Origin of the sequence: Nocardia aurantia (genome assembly GCF_009604425.1) — a bacterium.
In the GTDB taxonomy this organism is placed as follows: domain Bacteria; phylum Actinomycetota; class Actinomycetes; order Mycobacteriales; family Mycobacteriaceae; genus Nocardia; species Nocardia aurantia.
This window is the reverse complement of record NZ_WEGI01000022.1, coordinates 18,178-35,373: the sequence shown is the minus strand read 5'-3', so window position 1 is coordinate 35,373 and position 17,196 is coordinate 18,178. Positions and strand designations below refer to the sequence as shown.

Annotated in this window: 18 protein-coding genes; 6 read left to right on the top strand and 12 right to left on the bottom strand. The window is 69.7% G+C overall.

The window, feature by feature from the left end; genetic code table 11:
* Nucleotides 1-54 precede the first annotated feature (54 nt).
* Entirely contained in the window at nt 55-2,064 is a 2,010-nt protein-coding gene (locus tag NRB56_RS36335) for an MDR family MFS transporter (RefSeq protein ID WP_194291119.1), read from the bottom strand.
* A gap of 191 nt (nt 2,065-2,255) precedes the next feature.
* Here NRB56_RS36335 and NRB56_RS36330 point away from each other — a divergent pair, with 191 nt between their 5' ends.
* From NRB56_RS36330 to NRB56_RS36320, 3 genes are read left to right on the top strand one after another with little or no spacing between them, the layout of a single operon-like run.
* On the top strand, nt 2,256-3,131 hold the full coding sequence (locus NRB56_RS36330) for an oxidoreductase (protein WP_153348902.1): 876 nt from the start codon (nt 2,256-2,258) through the stop codon (nt 3,129-3,131).
* A 40-nt stretch (nt 3,132-3,171) separates the two neighbouring features.
* Nucleotides 3,172-3,630, top strand: a complete 459-nt coding sequence (locus tag NRB56_RS36325) for a transcriptional regulator (RefSeq protein WP_319944048.1) — start codon at nt 3,172-3,174, stop codon at nt 3,628-3,630.
* Nucleotides 3,631-3,671: 41 nt separating this feature from the next.
* Entirely contained in the window at nt 3,672-4,007 is a 336-nt protein-coding gene (locus NRB56_RS36320; protein ID WP_319944057.1) for a DUF3817 domain-containing protein, read from the top strand.
* A gap of 12 nt (nt 4,008-4,019) precedes the next feature.
* On the opposite strand, the gene rdgB is transcribed toward NRB56_RS36320, so the two are convergent.
* The 10 genes from rdgB to clpS form a co-directional block, all read right to left on the bottom strand.
* Nucleotides 4,020-4,628, bottom strand: a complete 609-nt coding sequence (gene rdgB, locus NRB56_RS36315; protein ID WP_153348900.1) for an RdgB/HAM1 family non-canonical purine NTP pyrophosphatase — start codon at nt 4,626-4,628, stop codon at nt 4,020-4,022.
* On the bottom strand, nt 4,625-5,386 hold the full coding sequence (gene rph, locus NRB56_RS36310) for a ribonuclease PH (protein ID WP_319944047.1): 762 nt from the start codon (nt 5,384-5,386) through the stop codon (nt 4,625-4,627). The genes rdgB and rph overlap by 4 nt, the downstream gene beginning before the upstream one ends.
* 113 nt (nt 5,387-5,499) lie before the next feature.
* Nucleotides 5,500-6,267 carry a cyclic nucleotide-degrading phosphodiesterase gene (locus NRB56_RS36305; RefSeq protein ID WP_153348944.1) on the bottom strand — a complete coding sequence of 256 codons (768 nt, stop codon included), beginning with the start codon at nt 6,265-6,267 and terminating at the stop codon, nt 5,500-5,502.
* 60 nt (nt 6,268-6,327) lie between these two features.
* On the bottom strand, nt 6,328-6,969 hold the full coding sequence (locus tag NRB56_RS36300) for a rhomboid family intramembrane serine protease (protein WP_319944046.1): 642 nt from the start codon (nt 6,967-6,969) through the stop codon (nt 6,328-6,330).
* Between the two features lie 47 nt (nt 6,970-7,016).
* Nucleotides 7,017-7,979 carry a PLP-dependent cysteine synthase family protein gene (locus tag NRB56_RS36295; RefSeq protein WP_319944045.1) on the bottom strand — a complete coding sequence of 321 codons (963 nt, stop codon included), beginning with the start codon at nt 7,977-7,979 and terminating at the stop codon, nt 7,017-7,019.
* A gap of 4 nt (nt 7,980-7,983) precedes the next feature.
* On the bottom strand, nt 7,984-8,310 hold the full coding sequence (locus NRB56_RS36290; protein WP_153348899.1) for a MoaD/ThiS family protein: 327 nt from the start codon (nt 8,308-8,310) through the stop codon (nt 7,984-7,986).
* A gap of 44 nt (nt 8,311-8,354) precedes the next feature.
* On the bottom strand, nt 8,355-8,783 hold the full coding sequence (locus NRB56_RS36285; protein ID WP_319944044.1) for a M67 family metallopeptidase: 429 nt from the start codon (nt 8,781-8,783) through the stop codon (nt 8,355-8,357).
* A gap of 477 nt (nt 8,784-9,260) precedes the next feature.
* The gene (locus NRB56_RS36280) at nt 9,261-10,322 is read right to left on the bottom strand and encodes a P1 family peptidase (protein ID WP_153348897.1); all 1,062 of its coding nucleotides are present in this window, start codon (nt 10,320-10,322) and stop codon (nt 9,261-9,263) included.
* Between the two features lie 80 nt (nt 10,323-10,402).
* Nucleotides 10,403-10,972 (bottom strand): oxidative stress transcriptional regulator AosR, encoded by a 570-nt coding sequence (gene aosR / locus NRB56_RS36275; RefSeq protein ID WP_319944043.1) that lies wholly within the window; start codon nt 10,970-10,972, stop codon nt 10,403-10,405.
* Between the two features lie 22 nt (nt 10,973-10,994).
* The gene (gene clpS / locus NRB56_RS36270) at nt 10,995-11,339 is read right to left on the bottom strand and encodes an ATP-dependent Clp protease adapter ClpS (RefSeq protein ID WP_194291122.1); all 345 of its coding nucleotides are present in this window, start codon (nt 11,337-11,339) and stop codon (nt 10,995-10,997) included.
* A 122-nt stretch (nt 11,340-11,461) separates the two neighbouring features.
* On the opposite strand from clpS, the gene NRB56_RS36265 reads away from it, so the two are divergent.
* From NRB56_RS36265 to NRB56_RS36255, 3 genes are read left to right on the top strand one after another with little or no spacing between them, the layout of a single operon-like run.
* Nucleotides 11,462-12,787: a nicotinate phosphoribosyltransferase gene (locus NRB56_RS36265; RefSeq protein ID WP_319944042.1), complete on the top strand. Its 1,326-nt coding sequence runs from the start codon at nt 11,462-11,464 to the stop codon at nt 12,785-12,787.
* A 43-nt stretch (nt 12,788-12,830) separates the two neighbouring features.
* A complete protein-coding gene (locus tag NRB56_RS36260; protein WP_153348895.1) occupies nt 12,831-13,412 on the top strand; it encodes a nicotinamidase in 582 nt (193 codons plus the stop codon).
* Between the two features lie 34 nt (nt 13,413-13,446).
* Nucleotides 13,447-15,492 carry an ATP-dependent DNA helicase gene (locus NRB56_RS36255; protein ID WP_319944041.1) on the top strand — a complete coding sequence of 682 codons (2,046 nt, stop codon included), beginning with the start codon at nt 13,447-13,449 and terminating at the stop codon, nt 15,490-15,492.
* Nucleotides 15,493-15,647: 155 nt separating this feature from the next.
* Here NRB56_RS36255 and NRB56_RS36250 read toward each other — a convergent pair whose 3' ends face one another.
* Nucleotides 15,648-17,012, bottom strand: coding sequence for an NCS2 family permease (locus NRB56_RS36250; RefSeq protein WP_153348894.1), 1,365 nt, complete (start codon nt 17,010-17,012; stop codon nt 15,648-15,650).
* Nucleotides 17,013-17,196: the final 184 nt, after the last annotated feature.

Below are 17,196 nucleotides of genomic sequence, written 5' to 3'. Positions count from 1 at the left end.
CACTCCGCGCACATTCCGCACCGGATTCCGGCCCTCACGCACCCGATTCAGTGGTCACGCAGCTATCCGGAGCTGGTCCTCTTCCTCATCGAGCATGCGCGCCGCGATATTGTCCATCGCCTGATCGAGCAGGGCGCGGTCGCCGGCGTCCGGGCAATCCCAGTCCTGCAACCGGCCACCCACCCAGTCGCGCAGCGCCGCGCGCAACCGGTCCGACTCCGCCTGCCCGGCGGGCGTGAATTCGATACGGTCACCGAAGAATTCGATGCGGCCCTCCTGCACGGCCCGGCCGAAGGCGGGTTGCAGGACATCGGGCGGCATATGGTGCGAACGGGCGACGTCGACCAGGGTGACGTGGCCGCGGACCCGGTTGTACTTCCGCACCTGCCCCAGCACCCACGCCTGCCCGGGGCTGAGCGAACTGCCCGCCAGTTCCAGCAGATTGGGCGCGGGCACCTCCCGGGTCCGCACCTTCCGCAGCAGGGCGCCGAGCGCGTTCTCCAGCAACACCAGGCGGTCCGGTGATTCCGGCATCGAGAATCCGGTCCCGACGTCGGAGGCCTCGGCCCGCGCGCTGTCGCGTAGCGGCACCTGTTTCAGGAACCAGGCGACCACGAATCCGAGCACGATCACCGGCAGGACCCAGCGGAACACGTAGTCGATGGTGGCGGCGTAGGCGTCGATGATCGGGATCGCCTCGGCGGACGGAAGCCGCCGCAGCAGTTGAGGATTCTGGGCGGCGGCGGGCGGGACCTGCGGCACCTCGGCCAGGGCGCCGCGCAGGTTCGGGCCGATCCGATTGTTGTACAGCGTGCCGAAAATAGCTGTGCCGAAGGTACTTCCGAGGGTCCGGAAGAAGGTCACGGCGCTGGTCGCGGTGCCGAGGTCGGCGTACGGCACCGTGTTCTGCACGACGATGGTGAGCACCTGCATCGACAGGCCGATCCCGAGCCCGAGGATCAGCATGTACAGCGATTCCTTCCACACGCCCGTCGTGCGGCCCATCGTCGACATCAGATAGAGGCCGACACCCATCACGGCGGTACCGATGATCGGGAACATCTTGTACTGCCCGGTGCGGCCGACCACCTGCCCGGACAGGATCGAGGTGGTGAACAGACCGACCACCAGTGGCAGCGTCCGGATGCCGGAGGCGGTCGCGGTCACGCCGTTCACGTATTGCAGGTAGGCGGGCAGATAGGTCATCGCGCCGAGCATCGCGAATCCGACGATGAAACTGAGGATGGAACAGACGGTGACGACGTTGGACCGGAACAGATGCATCGGCAGCATCGGCTCCGCGGCCCGCAACTCCACGAACACGAACGCGGTCAGCAGAATCGCCGCGACGACGAACAATCCGATGATCGTCGCCGACTTCCACGGATATTCGTTGCCACCCCATTCCAGCGCGAGGATCAGGCAGCTGACGCCGACGGCGACCAGCGCGATGCCGAGGTAGTCGATCACCGGGCGCGCCGCGGCACGCATCGCCGGGATGGTCCGGGCGGCGACCACCAGCATGACCAGCGCCACCGGCACATTGACGTAGAAGCACCAGCGCCAGCTGATGTGGTCGGTGAACAGTCCGCCCAGCGTCGGCCCGAGGACGGTGGTGACACCGAACACCGCGCCCATCGCTCCCTGGTACTTGCCGCGATCGCGCAGCGGGATGACGTCGGCGATCAGCGCCATCGAGGTGACCATGAGCCCGCCGGCGCCGACCCCCTGGATCGCGCGGGCGACGATCAACAGGAACATTCCGTGGGCCATCCCGGCCACGATCGAGCCGATGATGAAAATCAGTCCGCTGACCTGGAACACCCGTTTGCGGCCGAACAGGTCGCCGAATTTTCCGGCCAGCGCCGTGGTGACCGCCTCGGCCAGCAGGTACGAGGTCACGACCCACGCCATGTGGCCCGCGCCGCCGAGGTCGGCCACGATCGTCGGCAGGGCCGTGGAGACGATGGTCTGGTCGAGTGCGGCCATCAACATGCCGAGCATGATGGTGAGGAACACCACGATCCGGCTCGAGCTCGTCTGCGCTGCGTGGGCACCGGCCATGCGTTTCAGTATGGGTGTGGCCGTGGCGATCCCCGGGCAGGGACACGGCATCGTGACCAGGGCATTCACCCTCGGCGACCCGTCCTTCCGCCGCTTCGCTACCGCTCGAACTTACTCTCAAGTAAGGTCGGGACCGAGGGATTGTGACGACACATCTCCGACCACTCCGGCAGCAGTGAGGTCCGACAACCATGGCGTGGAAGCCCAGTGACATCCCGGATCAGACCGGGCGCACCTTCGTCATCACCGGCGCCAACGGCGGCATCGGCAAGCACACCACCGAGGCGCTGGCCGCCAAGGGCGCGACCGTGATCATGGCCTGCCGCAACGCCGCGAAGGCACAGCAGGTGGCCGACGGGATTCCCGGCGACGTCCGGGTGCGGGCGCTGGATCTGGCCGATCTCGCGTCGGTCCGCGCCTTCGCCGAGGACACGGGCGAGTTCGATGTGCTGATCAACAACGCCGGTCTGATGAACATCCCGTTCTCCCGGACCGTCGACGGCTTCGAAACCCAGTGGGGCGTGAACCATCTCGGTCATTTCGCACTCACCGGGCTGCTACTGGACCGGATCGGCGACCGGGTCGTCACGCTGGCCAGCATCGCGCATCGGCAGACCCCGAAGCTCTGGATCGATGATCTGAACTACGAGCATCGCCGCTACCAGCGCAACCTGGCCTACGCCCAGGCCAAACTGTCGAACCTGATGTTCGCCCGCGAACTACAGCATCGGCTCGCCGAGGCCCGATCGCCGAAGCGCTCGTACGGCGTGCATCCCGGGGTCTCGGCGACCGACCTGTTCACGCGGACCGAGACGCCGCTGGACTGGGTGGCCAAGCCGGCGATCGCGGTGATCGGTCACTCGCCGAAACACGCGGCCGAGTCCAGCCTGTTCGCGGCCACCACGGCGGATGCCGATCCGGACACCTATTGGGGTCCGACCTGGTTGTTCGGTTCCCGCGGCCCGGTCCGGCCGTCGCCGTCGAGCCGGTTGTCCCGCGACCGCGACCTGCAGCGGCGGCTGTGGGAGGAGTCCGAGCAGCGCACCGGCGTCGGCTACAAGTTCTGAGCGAGCCCAGCCCTACGCTCCGATGTAGTAGACGGGTACCGTGGTAGTCGTGCCCGCTCCACGCCGCCGCCCGGCGCTGATCCTGTTTGTGGTCGTTGCCGCACTCGGGTGTCTCGCGCTCGGCTGGTGGCAGTGGGGCCGGTTCGAATCCGCGAGCGGTACCGCCCAGAATCTGGGCTACGCGTTGCAGTGGCCGTTGTTCGCCGGGTTCGTGGTCTTCGCGTATGTGCGCTTCATCCGGTTGGAGCGCGAGGCCCGGGAGCCCGCCGAGGAGACCGAACCGCCGCAACCGGGCCGGCTCGCCAGGCTGTCGAAGCCGTCCGGGCCGCGCGAGATCCCGGCGGGCATCCTGCCGGAGCGACCGGCCGCGGCGCGCACCGACGATCCCGTGGTCGCCGAATACAACCAGTACCTGGCCGCATTGAACGCGCGTGAACTGCGGACGCAGATCCGCGCCGCCGGGCTCGAAGCCCGCGACATCGAGAGGAGCGCCGGTTGAGCGCCGACAATTCCACCGACACCGCCGCCGGCCGTACCGAGGTGCGGGCACCGGGCCCGGTGGCCGGCGCCGCCAAGGTGAAACCCGCCCTGCTGCGTTACCGCACGCTGGCGTGGGCGACCGGTATCTGGCTGCTGCTGCTCACCGCCGAGATCATCGCCAAGTACGGCTTCGATGTGCACACCCCGAACTGGATCGCCGTCGTGCACGGCTGGGTGTACTTCGTCTATCTGATCGTCACCGCCGACCTGGCGATCAAGGTGCGCTGGCCGCTGGCCCGCACCATCGGCACCCTGCTGGCCGGCACGATCCCGTTGCTCTCGTTCTTCGTCGAGCATCGGAACGCCAAGCAGGTCAAGCAGGCCTACAACCTCTGACCGAGGTTCCGCTCAGCCGACGGCCAACTCCTCCAGCGCCGGGAGCAGGGCCCGCAGGGCGCGGCCCCGGTGCGAGGCGGCGTCCTTCTCGGCGGGGGTGAGCTGGGCGGCCGAGACCGCTCCCCCGTCCGGGACGAACAGCGGATCGTAGCCGAAACCGCCGTCGCCGGCCGGTTCGCGGGCGACCCGGCCGGGCCATTCACCGATCATCACGACCTCGCGGCCGTCGGCGACCAGCGCGCAGGCGGAGACGAAGCGCGCGCCGCGGCGTTCGTCGGGCACGTCCGTCAACTGGGCCAGCAGCAGCTCGTTGTTGGCGGCGTCCGCGCCGTGACCGCCGGACCAGCGCGCCGACAACACACCCGGCATACCGTTGAGCGCGTCCACCGAGAGCCCGGAATCGTCTGCGACACAAGCCAATCCGGTGGCGGCAGCGCCGTCGCGGGCCTTGGCGAGGGCATTCTCCGCGAAGGTGGCGCCGGTCTCCGGGGCCTCCTCGTAGGGCGGAACCTCGTCCAGGCCGACGATCTCCAGGCCCTCCACGCCGGCCTCGGCGAGGATGCGGCGTAGTTCGTTCAGCTTCTTGGCATTACGGCTGGCGACCAGGACCCGGCGGCTCATTTCTTCTTCTTCTCCGGCAATGCTCCGGGATAGGGCAGCGCCAGCGCCTCCTTCTGGACGGCGAACAGCCGCTCGCAGCCGGCCAGCGCGGAATCCAGCATCGTGTCGAGGGTGGAGCGCGGGAAGGTGGCGCCCTCGCCGGTGCCCTGGATCTCCACCAGGGTGCCGGTATCGGTGGCGACCACGTTCATGTCCACCTCGGCGCGCGAATCCTCCTCGTACGGCAGGTCGAGGCGTACCCGGCCGTCGACCACGCCGACGCTGACCGCGGCGATCATGCACGACAGCGGCTGCGGATCGGCGAGCTGCCCGGCGGCGCCGAGATAGGTCACCGCGTCGGCCAGTGCCACGTACGCGCCGGTGATCGCGGCGGTCCGGGTACCGCCGTCGGCCTGCAGCACGTCGCAGTCGATGGCGATGGTGTTCTCCCCGATCGCGGCCAGGTCGATGCAGGCCCGCAGGGAGCGGCCGACCAACCGGCTGATCTCCTGGGTACGGCCACCGACCTTGCCCTTCACCGACTCCCGGCCGCTGCGGGTGTGGGTGGCCGCCGGTAGCATCGCGTATTCGGCTGTGAGCCAACCCAATCCGGAATCCCGGCGCCACGGTGGCACGCCGTCGGTGACGCTCGCGGTGCACATCACCCGCGTCTGCCCGAATTCCACCAGCACCGACCCAGCCGGATGCGTGGTGAAACCCCGGGTGATCCTGACCTCGCGGAGCTCGTCGTCCGCCCTGCCATCGGCTCGTCTCGACACGGCACTCACCCTAGACGGTGCCCGCGACCGCCTGGCGCACGGCCGCGCGGAGCGGGTCGGCCGCGCGCGCCGGATCGGCTCGAAAACACTCGAGCGCAGGGGTTTCGGCCCGCTCAGGCCAGGTCGATGACCTCGCCCGGGGACACCGCGTGCACCGGGCCGCTGAACTGCGCCTTCGCCTCGGCGATGACATCCTCGCGGGAGGTCCACGGCGGAATGTGGGTGAGCAGCAGCTCTCCGACGCCGGCCTCGGCGGCGATCAGACCGGCCTCGGTGCCGGACAGATGGATTCCCGGCGGCCGGTTGGCCGGGTCGTGCGTCCAGGACGCTTCCGACAGCAACACGTCGGCGCCGGCGGCCAATTCGAAAACCGCCGGGCACACGGCGGTGTCGCCGGTGTAGACCAGGGTGCGGCCGGCCGGGCCGGTGATCCGCAGGCCGTAGGACTCCGGCGGGTGGTACATGCGGCGGGCGGTGACGGTGTAGCCCTCACCGAACGCGGAGGTCACGCCCTCGGACCAGGTCCGCAGGTCGATCACGTCGGACCAGTCGTCGCATTCGCCGCCGACCTCGGCCGACGCGTTGCCGATGCGGAGCGCGGAATCGGCCGGCCCGTACAGGGTCGCGCGGCCGGTCGGCGGATTCGGGTGGTAGCGCCGCCACACCAGCAACCCGGGCAGATCCAGGCAGTGGTCCGCGTGCAGATGGGTGAGGAAGATGTCGACCGCGCCGGGATCCTGGAACCGTTGCAGAGCGCCGAGTACACCGGGCCCGAAGTCGATCACCGTCGGAGTCATCCCCGGCCCGGTGAGCAGGTAACCCGACGCGGGAGAATCCGGGCCGGACACACTGCCCGAGCACCCGAGGACGGTGAGGCGCATCCCCACATGCTGCCACGCTGCCGGTTCGTTCACGACGCGATCCCCCCAACCAGCCGGCCGCTAGGACTGTCCGAGGGGCGACACTGCTGGGCCCACGGTGCCTCGGCGGCGACGACGTTCATCTCCGGAGAGTACCCACCCCGCCAGCAATCCACCCACGGCGCCGAAAAGATGACCTTGCCAAGAGATTCCGGGCTGGCCGGGCAGCACACCCCACAGAATGGATCCGTAGAGCACGCCGACGATGACGCCGATCAAGATCTGCCAGAGGTTGCGAGCGAACAGCCCGCGCGAGATCAGATAGGTCAGCCAGCCGAACACCAGCACCGACGCGCCGAGGTGGATCGTGCCGGAGGCGCCGGTGAGCCAGGTACCGAATTCGCCCACCACCCAGACGATCGCGGTCGCCGCCAGGCCGCGGCCGATGCCGGTGAGCAGCGTGAGCATGCCGAGCACGAGCACCGGCACGGTGTTTCCGATCAGGTGCTCCCAATTGGCATGCAGCAGTGGGCCGAACGCGATGCCCTCCAGGCCCTCGATCGAGCGGGGCCGCACCCCGCCCTGATCGAGATCGTGGTTCGTCACGGTGTCGATGCCCTCGATACCGTAGAGCAGCGCAACGAAACCCAGGGTCAGCACGATCGACTGCTGCCACAACCGGGCCAATGTGCCGGGGCGCCGATCGGCGTTGTCGAGCGTCACTGCCCACCACCTCCTCGCGGGGATCTCCCACGAGCGTACCCGCCGGGTCAGGCCCAGAGCTGCCCGTCGAGCTTCTCCTCGGCCTCTTCCAGGGTGCCGTCGTAGGCGCCGGTCGACAGGTATTTCCAGCCGCCGTCGGCGACGACGAACGCGATGTCGGCGCGGGTGCCGGCCTTCAGCGCCTTGGCGCCGACGCCGAGCGCCGCGTGCAGGATCGCGCCGGTGGAGATGCCCGCGAAGATGCCCTCCGCCAGCACCAGTTCGCGGGTGCGCCGCACCGCGTCGTAGGGGCCGACGGAGAAGCGTGAGGTCAGCACGGACTCGTCGTACAGTTCGGGCACGAAGCCCTCGTCGAGATTGCGCAGGCCGTACACCAGCTCGCCGTAGCGCGGTTCGGCCGCGACCACCTTGATGTCGGTCACGTGCTCGCGCAGGTAGCGTCCGACGCCCATCAGGGTGCCGGTGGTGCCCAGGCCCGCGACGAAGTGGGTGATCTCCGGCAGGTCGGTGAGGATCTCCGGGCCGGTGCCCTCGTAGTGCGACTGCGCGTTGGCCGGATTGCCGTACTGGTACAGCATCACCCAGTCCGGATTCTCGGCGGCGATCTTCTTCGCCGTGGCCACGGCCTGATTCGAGCCGCCGGCGGCCGGTGAGCCGATGATCTCGGCGCCGAACATGGTGAGCAGTTGCCGGCGTTCGACCGAGGTGTTCTCCGGCATCACGCACACCAGCCGGTAGCCCTTCAGCTTGGCCGCCATGGCCAGCGAGATACCGGTGTTGCCGCTGGTCGGCTCGAGAATCGTGCAGCCCGGCCGCAACCGGCCGTCGGCCTCCGCCTGCTCGATCATCCGCAGCGCCGGGCGGTCCTTGATGGAGCCGGTGGGGTTGCGGTCCTCCAGCTTGGCCCACAGCCGCACGTGGTCGTCACCGTCCCAGCGTGGCGACAGCGAGCGCAGGCCCACCAGCGGCGTGTTGCCGAGGGTCTCGATCAGCGATTCGTAACGGGCCACGGGCTCAGTGTGCTTCGCCGGCGACAGCCGGGTGTGCTTCGCCGGCGACAGCCGGGTGCGCTCCACCGGCGACGGCCGGCAGGATGGTGACGGTGCCGTTCTCCGGCACCTCGGCCTCCAGCCCGCCGGCGAAGCGAACGTCCTCGTCGTCGACGTAGATATTGACGTAGCGATTGAGCTTGCCCTCGGACAGCAGCCGCTCCCGCAGGCCGGCGTAGTTGGTCTCCAGATCGTCGATCACCGCGGCCAGAGTCTTCCCGCTGGCCTGCACCCGCTTCTCACCTCCGGTGAGGGTGCGCATGATGGTCGGGATGGACACGGTCACCGGCATGAGGACTCCTTGTTTCGCGTTCCGGGTTGTCGATCCGACAGGCGTCAGGCCACGGTGTCGGAGTAGGCGGGGACGACCTGCACCGGTTCCTCGGTGACCACGCCGTCGAGGATGCGGTAACTGCGCAGCTCGTACTGCTCCGGATCGCGCGTGGAGACCAGCACATAGTGCGCGTTCGGTTCGGCGGCGTAGGAGACGTCGGTGCGGCTGGGATAGGCCTCGGTGGCGGTGTGCGAGTGGTAGACCACCACCGGCTCCTCGTCGCGGTCGTCCATCTCCCGCCACAGCCGCAGCTGTTCACCGGAGTCGAACCGGTAGAAGGTGGGCGAGCGCTCGGCGTTGACCATCGGCAGGAACCGCTCGGGCCGATCGGAGCCCTCGGGACCGGCGATTATGCCGCAGGCCTCGTCCGGATGGTCGGTGCGGGCGTGCGCCACCATCGCGTCCACGAGGTCCGCTCTGATCACCAGCACAGTCGCCATCCTTCCGTCCGCCGCCGCGAACCGGGTCGCGTCGCTGTCGTCAACGGACCAGAATATTCGCCTATTCCCGGCACCCCGCCGCCAGGTACCACGCCGTCGCGCCCGGCGACGTGGGTCGTCGCGGCCGTCACCCCGGGTCGGGCAACCGCCTTCGAGAGCGCGCAGTCGATTACGTCGTCGCGCCGGCCCGGCCACGAGTCGGCCGGGCGGTCCCGGAATCGCTTCCGGCGGACCATCCTGCCGGGTACGGCGGCGAAACCGACGCGGCACCGGATCTCCGGCGGCGATTGGGTGGACCGCCCTCGCCGATGAGCCGACAGGCTCGGCAGACCGGCAACGCATCCGACCCGCCGCCTCGACGCTCGGCTTCGAGCCGCCTCACGTCGGCGGATACCGTTTCCGCCGCCGGGGTCGGCACCGGGCATCCGGAGCGGCGGCAGCGCTCACCGGTTTCGGCAGCGGCGCTGTTCAGTGGGCGAAAACCTCTGCGTAAGAGGGTATTCCGGCGATTCCGTGAGCCGACAGCAGTCCGTCGACGATCGCCCGTTCGGTCGCCAGCGCGGCGGCGGCGCACAGGTCGGCGACTCGCAGCGTGCGGGCCAACGGTGTCTTCGGCCCGTACGCCTCGGGATCGAGGACCCGCGCTCCGGTCGCGAGGGCGAACAGACTGTCGCCGTCGAGCGGCGTGTGGGCGGGCCGGACGGCACGGGACAACCCGTCGTGGGCGGACATGGCCAGCCGCTCGGTCTCGCCCGGATTCAGTTCCGCATCGGTGGCGACCACGCCGATGGTGGTGTTGAGCGAGGCCGCCTTCGGGGGCAGGGCCGCAGCCCGGGCCAGCTGTTCCGGCGTGGCGGGCCGCAGCCCGAAATGTTCGGCGCCGTCGCTGCCGGCGCCCCACGGCAGTCCGGTGCGTGGGTCGAACGCGGACCCGGCGGCGTTGACGGCCACCAGCGCCGCGACCGTGCAGCCGGCGGCGGGCCCGTCGAGGATGTGGATGCTCGCCGTGCCGATCCCGCCCTTCAGCACGCCGGCCTGCGCCCCGGTACCGGCGCCGACACAGCCGCGTTCGAACTCGGTGCCGGCTGCGGCGGCGGCGCGGTAGCCGAATTCGGCGGTGGGCCGGATGTCCCACGCGCCGAGCGGGAGATCGAAGATGACCGCGCCGGACACGATCGGCACGACCTTGGCCGGGTCGGCGGGATCCATCGGCACGCCCTGGCCGTGTTCCTCCAGCCACCGCATCACACCGTCGGCGGCGGCCAGCCCGTAGGCGCTGCCGCCGGTCAGCAGGATCGCGTCGACGCGGCCCACGGTGTTGTGCGGGTCGAGCAGATCGGTCTCCCGCGTGCCCGGGCCGCCGCCCCGGACGTCGACCGCGGCCGTGGCGCCACCGGGAGCACAAACGACCGTGCATCCGGTCGCGGCTCCCGCGCCCCGGGTCACGACCTTGTCCAGGACCTGGTGATGGCCCACCAGCAGCCCGGGCACGTCGGTCAGGGCGTTGCGAGGCCCGGTTTCGACCTTCATCGGGATCTCCTCTCGAGCTGTCACCGACAATCGCCGCGCGACCGGCCGGCCGGGACCGTGGGCACGGCAGCCGGGCAGGTTCAGGAGTTCATCGCCTGCAGCAGGGAGTCCTGCATCCAGGTGAGCCAGTGGTACACGTCCAGGTGCGGGGCGCGGGGATCGTGCGGGTCGAGGTGGTCGGGGGTGTCGGCGTCCACGCCGAGGGCGGTGCCCAGGGCCAGCCGGACGTCGTTGAGGGCGATCAGCCAGGCGTCGGCCTGTTCGGGGGTCAGCAGGATCTTGCCGCCCTGGGCGGGCAGCGTGTCCAGCACGACCGAGCCCGCGGCCACCTTGGCCTCGATGATGTCGGGCTCGTGCAGGCTGCGTAGCGCGCTGTTCAGATCCGCGCGGTCGGCATCCGGCGAGCCGGGTTCACTGCGATGGAATTCGGGTAGCAGCCGGGCCAGTCTCGGGTCGTCCGGCGGGTTGCTGTTGCCGGTCCGTAACCCGGTGAGGGCGGTCAGATCGTCTTCGGGGGCGGATCGGGCCCGGTCGGCGAGCAGGCCGGTCACCGCGCCCACCAGCGAACGCAGTACCTCGGCCTCCCGCGCATCCATTTCGGACCGCAGCTTGAGCCCGCTCAGCGAGTTCTTCCTGCTCCATTTGCGCACGGGGTTACGGTAGTCGCCCCGACTACCCGTCCCGCTGCATGGTGGCCCAGAGGCCCGCCGCGTGTAGTCGCTGGACGTCGTGCTCCATCTTGTCCCGGGAGCCGGAGGAGACGACCGCCTTGCCCTCGTTGTGGACCTTGAGCATGAGCTCCGTAGCCTTGGATTTGCTGTAGCCGAACAGCTTTTGGAAGATGTAGGTCACGTAGTGCATCAGGTTGACGGGGTCGTCCCAGACGACCGTGACCCACGGCCGATCCTCGGCCTCCAGGATCTCGGTGACCTCGACCGTCTCGGGCGTCGCCTGCGGAGCCGCCATCCGTACGACCACGTCGGCCGGACCGACGGCGACCAGCACAGCGTCCTCCATGCACAGACCCATAACCTTCAGGGTACGACTCGGCTCGCGGGAAACAACACCCGCCGCATGCGGATTGTCCTTTTCGAGATGACGACCGCCACCACCGGCGCGGCGCTGTCTACAGTGGCCTGGTGGACACCTCGGATGCCTCCGGCACCGCCGCGGCCAGTACCGCGTTGCTGACCGATCAGTACGAATTGACCATGCTCGCTGCGGCACTGACCGACGGGTCGGCGGACCGGCGGTGCAGTTTCGAAGTATTCGCCAGGCGATTGCCGAACGGCCGGCGCTACGGCGTGGTGGCCGGCACCGGCCGGCTGCTGGATGCCTTGGCCGACTTCCGGTTCGGCGAGGCCGAGCTCGCGGTGGTGGCCCGTTTCCTCGACGACCGCACCCTGGAATGGTTGCGTGGGTACCGATTCGGCGGCGACATCGACGGATATCGGGAGGGTGACCTGTATTTCCCGGGTTCGCCGATCCTGTCGGTGCGGGGCAGCTTCGCCGAATGCGTGGTGCTGGAGACGCTGATCCTGTCGATCCTCAACCACGACAGCGCGATCGCGTCGGCGGCCGCGCGGATGGTGAGCGCCGCCGGGGACCGCGACATGATCGAGATGGGCTCGCGGCGCACCCACGAACTGGCGGCGCCCGCCAGCTCGCGGGCGGCCTATCTGGCCGGTTTCGACGCCACGTCCAACCTGGAGGCGGTGCGGCGGTTCGGCGTCCCGGGCGCGGGCACCAGCGCGCACGCGTTCACCCTGTTGCACAGCGGGCCGGACGGAGCGGACGAGGCGGCGGCGTTCCGCACCCAGATCGAGGCGCTCGGACTCGGGACGACGCTGCTGGTCGACACCTACGACATCGCCAAGGGTGTGGCCACCGCGATCGAGGTCGCCGGGCCCGGATTGGGCGGTGTGCGGATCGATTCCGGTGATCTGGGGGTGCTGGCCCGGCAGGTCCGCGATCAGCTGGACGCGCTCGGCGCGACGGGCACCCGGATCGTGGTGTCGGGGGATCTGGACGAGTACGCGATCGCCTCGCTGCGCGCCGAACCGGTCGACGTGTACGGCGTCGGCACCTCGCTGGTGACCGGATCCGGCGCGCCCACCGCCGGGATGGTCTACAAACTGGTCGAGGTGGACGGCACGCCGGTGGCCAAGCGTTCCAGCCACAAGGAGTCCCGCGGCGGCGCCAAGTCCGCGGTGCGGCTGGCGCGGCCGACCGGGACCATCGTGGAGGAGATCGTATATCCGATGGCCGGGCCGGCGCCGGAGCCGGACGGTTTCGAGGCCCGCGACCTGTCGGTTCCGCTGGTCCGCGGGGGCCGGGTGCTCGACGATCGGCCCACGCTGCGGGAGAGCCGCGATCTGGTGGCGCGCGGACTGGTCAGCCTGCCCTGGGAGGGCCTGAAACTGTCCGCCGGGGAGCCCGCGATCCCCACGACCTTCCTACAATGAAGCCGTGCCCGCTCGGTGCGGGCGAAACGAGGTGTGCGAGACCATGAACTCCCCGGACGGGAACAGGGCACTCATCGTCGTCGACGTGCAGAACGACTTCTGCGAGGGCGGCTCGCTGGCCGTCGCCGGCGGGGCCGCCGTGGCCGAGCGGATCAGCGAGTACCTCGGCGTCGCCGACTACGCCGCTGTCGTCGCGACCCGCGACTATCACATCGATCCGGGCGCACATTTCTCCGCGCGGCCGGATTATGTCGACAGTTGGCCGCCGCACTGCCGGGTGGGGACGCCGGGGGCCGACTTCCACCCGAATCTCGACACCGCGCGGGTCGCCGAGGTCTTCTCCAAGGGCGCGTACAGCGCCGCGTACTCGGGCTTCGAGGGCAGCGCCGGCGACGGCTCCGGCCTCGCGGAGTGGTTGCGCGCCAACGACATCGACGCCGTCGACGTGTGCGGGATCGCCACCGACCACTGTGTCCGGGCAACCGCCCTGGACGCGCGGTCCGCAGGGTTGCGCACCCGGGTCCTGCTGGGTCTCACCGCCGCCGTCACCCCGGCCACGGTCGATCGTGTTCTCGACGAAATGCGTTCCGCCGGAATCGAACTCGCCGGTAGTCTGGAGTCCTGAACGACTTGTCGGCGGATGGCAGTAATCTGCCTGGGTGCCCGAACTCCCCACCGTCCCGGCCCTGCTGGCAACCGCCGTCGAGGCGCTCGGCGGTAAGGCGCGCAAAGGTCAGCAGACCATGGCGGCGGCAGTCGCGCACTCCATCGACACCAAGGAGCATCTGGCGGTACAGGCCGGCACCGGCACCGGCAAGTCGCTGGCCTATCTGGTGCCCAGCCTGCGGCATGCGGTGCACACCGGCCGCACGGTGGTGGTCTCCACCGCGACCATCGCACTGCAACGGCAACTGGTCGACCGGGATCTGCCACGGCTGTCGGAGGCGCTGGCCAAGGCGCTGGGCCGGGTACCGAAGTACGCGATCCTCAAGGGCCGCAACAACTATCTCTGCCTGAACAAGATCAACAGTGTCATCCCGGACGAGGCTGGCGAGGCCGAGCTGTTCGACGCGTTCGCCATCTCCAAGCTCGGCCGCGAGGTGCAGCGGCTCAACGAGTGGGCCTCCGACACCGAGACCGGCGACCGGGACGAGCTGGTTCCCGGCGTCACCGATCGGGCCTGGCGGCAGGTCAGCGTGTCGTCACGGGAATGCCTGGGCAAGGGCCGCTGCCCGTTCGGGGTGGACTGCTTCGCCGAGAAGGCCCGCGCCGAATCGGGCCAGGCCGATGTCGTGGTCACCAACCACGCGCTGCTGGCCATCGACGCGATCAGCGGCGTGCAGGTCCTGCCCGAGCACGATGTGGTGGTCGTCGACGAGGCGCACGAACTGGTCGACCGCGTCACCGGCGTGGCGACGGCGGAACTGTCGACCGCCGCGATCAGCGCCGCCGCCCGCCGCTGCGCGAAACTGATCGACGAGCAGGAGGTCGACCGGCTGGAGGCCGCGGCCGAGTCCTGGCATCAGCTGCTGGAGGAGCTACCCCCGGGCCGCTGGGACCGGCTGCCCGAGGGCGCCGCGCCGGTGCTGGCGATGATCCGCGACGCCGCCTGGAACTGCCGCACGGCCCTGGGCCCGCAGAACGGCGGCGCCGCCGCGGCCGATCCCGAGGGCGCCGCGGCCCGCAATCTCGCGCTGTCCGGCATCGAGGAGGTGCACGACGCCGCGGTCCGGGTGCTCACCACCTTCGACGACGAGGATCCCGCGACCCGCCGCGACGTGGTCTGGCTGTCCTCGGAGGAGGTGCGGGGGATCGCCCGCCGCGGCCTGCACATGGCGCCACTGTCGGTGGGCGGACTGTTGCGCAGCCGGTTGTTCGGCACGTCCACGGTGATCATGGCGTCGGCGACGTTGCAGATCGGCGGGTCGTTCGACGCGCTGGCCGTCACCTGGGGGCTGCCGCCGCAGTCGGGCCACACCGTCGATCCGGCGCTGGCCAACGGCGCGGAGGCGCCGTCGGACGCCGGTTCGGTGCGCTGGAACGCCCTCGACGTCGGTTCGCCGTTCGACCACGCCAAGTCGGGCATCCTCTACGTGGCCAAACATCTGCCCACCCCGGGCCGGGACGGGCTGCCGCCGGCCTACCTGGACGAGATCGAGCGGCTGGTCAACGCCGCCGGTGGGCGCACGCTCGGCCTGTTCTCCTCCATGCGGGCGGCGAAGGCCGCCACCGAGGCGCTGCGCGGACGGCTGGAGACCCCGGTGCTGTGCCAGGGGGAGGACGCCACCGGCGTGCTGGTGCGCCGGTTCGCGGAGGATCCGGCCACCTCGCTGTTCGGCACGTTGTCGCTGTGGCAGGGGGTCGACGTGCCGGGCCCGTCGCTGAGCCTGGTGATCCTCGACCGCATCCCGTTCCCCCGGCCCGACGATCCGCTGCTGGTGGCCCGGCAGAAAGCGGTGGAGTCGCGCGGCGGCAACGGTTTTCTCGCCATCGCGGCCAATCACGCGGCCCTGCTGCTGGCGCAGGGCACCGGCCGGTTGCTGCGCAGCGTCGACGACCGTGGCGTGGTGGCGATCCTCGACCCCCGCCTGGTCACCGCCCGCTACGGCTCGTATCTGCGGGCGTCGCTGCCGCCCTACTGGGAGACCTCCGATCCGGAGGTCGTGGCCAAGGCGCTGCGGCGACTGACGGCCGCCGCTGTGTGAATCATGTGAAAATTCACATTCGCCCGAGGAGCTTTCGGACGGAAGTAAACTGGACGGTGGTACTCCGGTGAACCCCCAATTCCCCATCGGTGTATCGCCGTCCCCGCGCCGCGCCCTGCAACCTGGCGCGGGGACCTGGGGGAATCCCCTCGGCGCTAGTCCGCGAGGAAGAAGAAGTAGCCGAGGAAGACCAGCATCAGCACCCACATCACCGGGTGCACCTCACGGATCCGCCGCTTGGCCACCATCACCACCGGGTAGAACAGCAGCCCCATCGCGATGCCGTTCGCGATCGAGTACGTCAGCGGCATCATGATCACGGTGAGGAACGCGGGGATCGCGTACTCCAGCTTGTTCCATTCGATATCGCCCAGTGCGCGCGCCATCAGCACACCCACCACGATCAGTGCCGGAGCGGTCACCGCGGGTGCGCCCGCGACCACCGCGAACACCGGGAAGAAGAACATCGCCACCGCGAACCAGCACGCGGTCGTCACCGCGGTCAGCCCGGTGCGACCGCCCGCGCTGACCCCGGCGGTCGATTCCACGTAGGCGGTGGTGGTCGAGGTTCCGATGATCGCGCCGGCCGTGGTCCCGATCGAGTCGGCGGCCAGTGCCTGCGCCGCGCGCGGCAGCTTGCCGTCCTCGCCGAGCAGCCCGGCCTGGTTGGCGATGCCGATCAGGGTGCCGGAGGCGTCGAAGAAGTCGACGAACAGCATCGTGAGCACCACGATCGCCATCTGCCCGGTGAAGGCGTGCGGCAGGTGCACGATCGCCTGCCCGAAGGTCCGATCCAGACCGTGCGGGGTGTCCACGACCCCGTGCGGCAGGTGCACCAGCCCGCTGACGACGCCGACCACGGTCGTCGCGACGATGCCGTAGAGCACGGCGCCGTGCCACCCCAGCACGAGGAACACCACGGTCACCAGGAGCCCGAACAGCGCCAGCAGCGTACCGCCCGCGGTGAAGTCGCCGAGGTGTACGAGGGTGGCGTCGCTGGCGACCACGATGCCGGAGTTCTTCAGGCCCAGGAAGGCCACGAACATGCCGATCCCCGCCCCGACGGCCAGCTTCATCTGCAACGGGATCGCGTCGATGATCTTCTCGCGGATCCTGGTGATCGCCAGCACGAAGAAGATGACGCCGGACAGCAGGGTGCCCGACAGTGCCTCCTGCCAGGGGATGCCCATCCCGAGCACCACCGAGTAGGCGAAGAAGGCGTTGAGCCCCATCCCCGGCGCCAGCGCCACCGGATAACGCGCCCACAATCCCATCACCAGCGTGCCGACCACGGCGGCGACGGCGGTGGCGGTGAACACCGCCTGCGTCGGGATGCCGCGGGCGCCGAGCGGGCCGTGGTCGCCGAGCACCGCCGGATTGACCGCCAGCACATAGGACATGGCGAGGAAGGTGACCGTCCCGGCCATGATCTCGCGCCGCACGGTCGATCCGAGCCGGGAGATCCCGAAGTACCCGTCGACGCGACCGGTGGGCTCCGGCTGGACGTCGGTTGTTGTCATCTGAGGTCTCCACCCCGCCGAACGAATGAGCTGCCCCCGGCACGGTAGCCGCCGCGACACGCGGGAGGGAAATCGCTGTAGTTACTCACCGGCAATCGACCTTGCCACGGGATGTGCGGCACCTCGGGTCACATGCAATTACCGGGCAATTAACCGAAGAATTCACCTAAAATCCGACTTTCCT

Excerpts from the sequence above, each read along its gene's own strand:
- NRB56_RS36335 (WP_194291119.1), bottom strand. The coding sequence starts at position 2,064 with ATGGCCGGTGCCCACGCAGCGCAGACGAGCTCGAGCCGGATCGTGGTG.
- clpS (WP_194291122.1), bottom strand. The coding sequence starts at position 11,339 with ATGGAGGACGCTGTGCTGGTCGCCGTCGGTCCGGCCGACGTGGTCGTA.
- NRB56_RS36330 (WP_153348902.1), top strand. The coding sequence starts at position 2,256 with ATGGCGTGGAAGCCCAGTGACATCCCGGATCAGACCGGGCGCACCTTC.
- rdgB (WP_153348900.1), bottom strand. The coding sequence starts at position 4,628 with ATGAGCCGCCGGGTCCTGGTCGCCAGCCGTAATGCCAAGAAGCTGAAC.
- NRB56_RS36280 (WP_153348897.1), bottom strand. The coding sequence starts at position 10,322 with ATGAAGGTCGAAACCGGGCCTCGCAACGCCCTGACCGACGTGCCCGGG.
- NRB56_RS36305 (WP_153348944.1), bottom strand. The coding sequence starts at position 6,267 with ATGCGCCTCACCGTCCTCGGGTGCTCGGGCAGTGTGTCCGGCCCGGAT.
- NRB56_RS36260 (WP_153348895.1), top strand. The coding sequence starts at position 12,831 with ATGAACTCCCCGGACGGGAACAGGGCACTCATCGTCGTCGACGTGCAG.
- NRB56_RS36290 (WP_153348899.1), bottom strand. The coding sequence starts at position 8,310 with ATGCCGGTGACCGTGTCCATCCCGACCATCATGCGCACCCTCACCGGA.
- NRB56_RS36250 (WP_153348894.1), bottom strand. The coding sequence starts at position 17,012 with ATGACAACAACCGACGTCCAGCCGGAGCCCACCGGTCGCGTCGACGGG.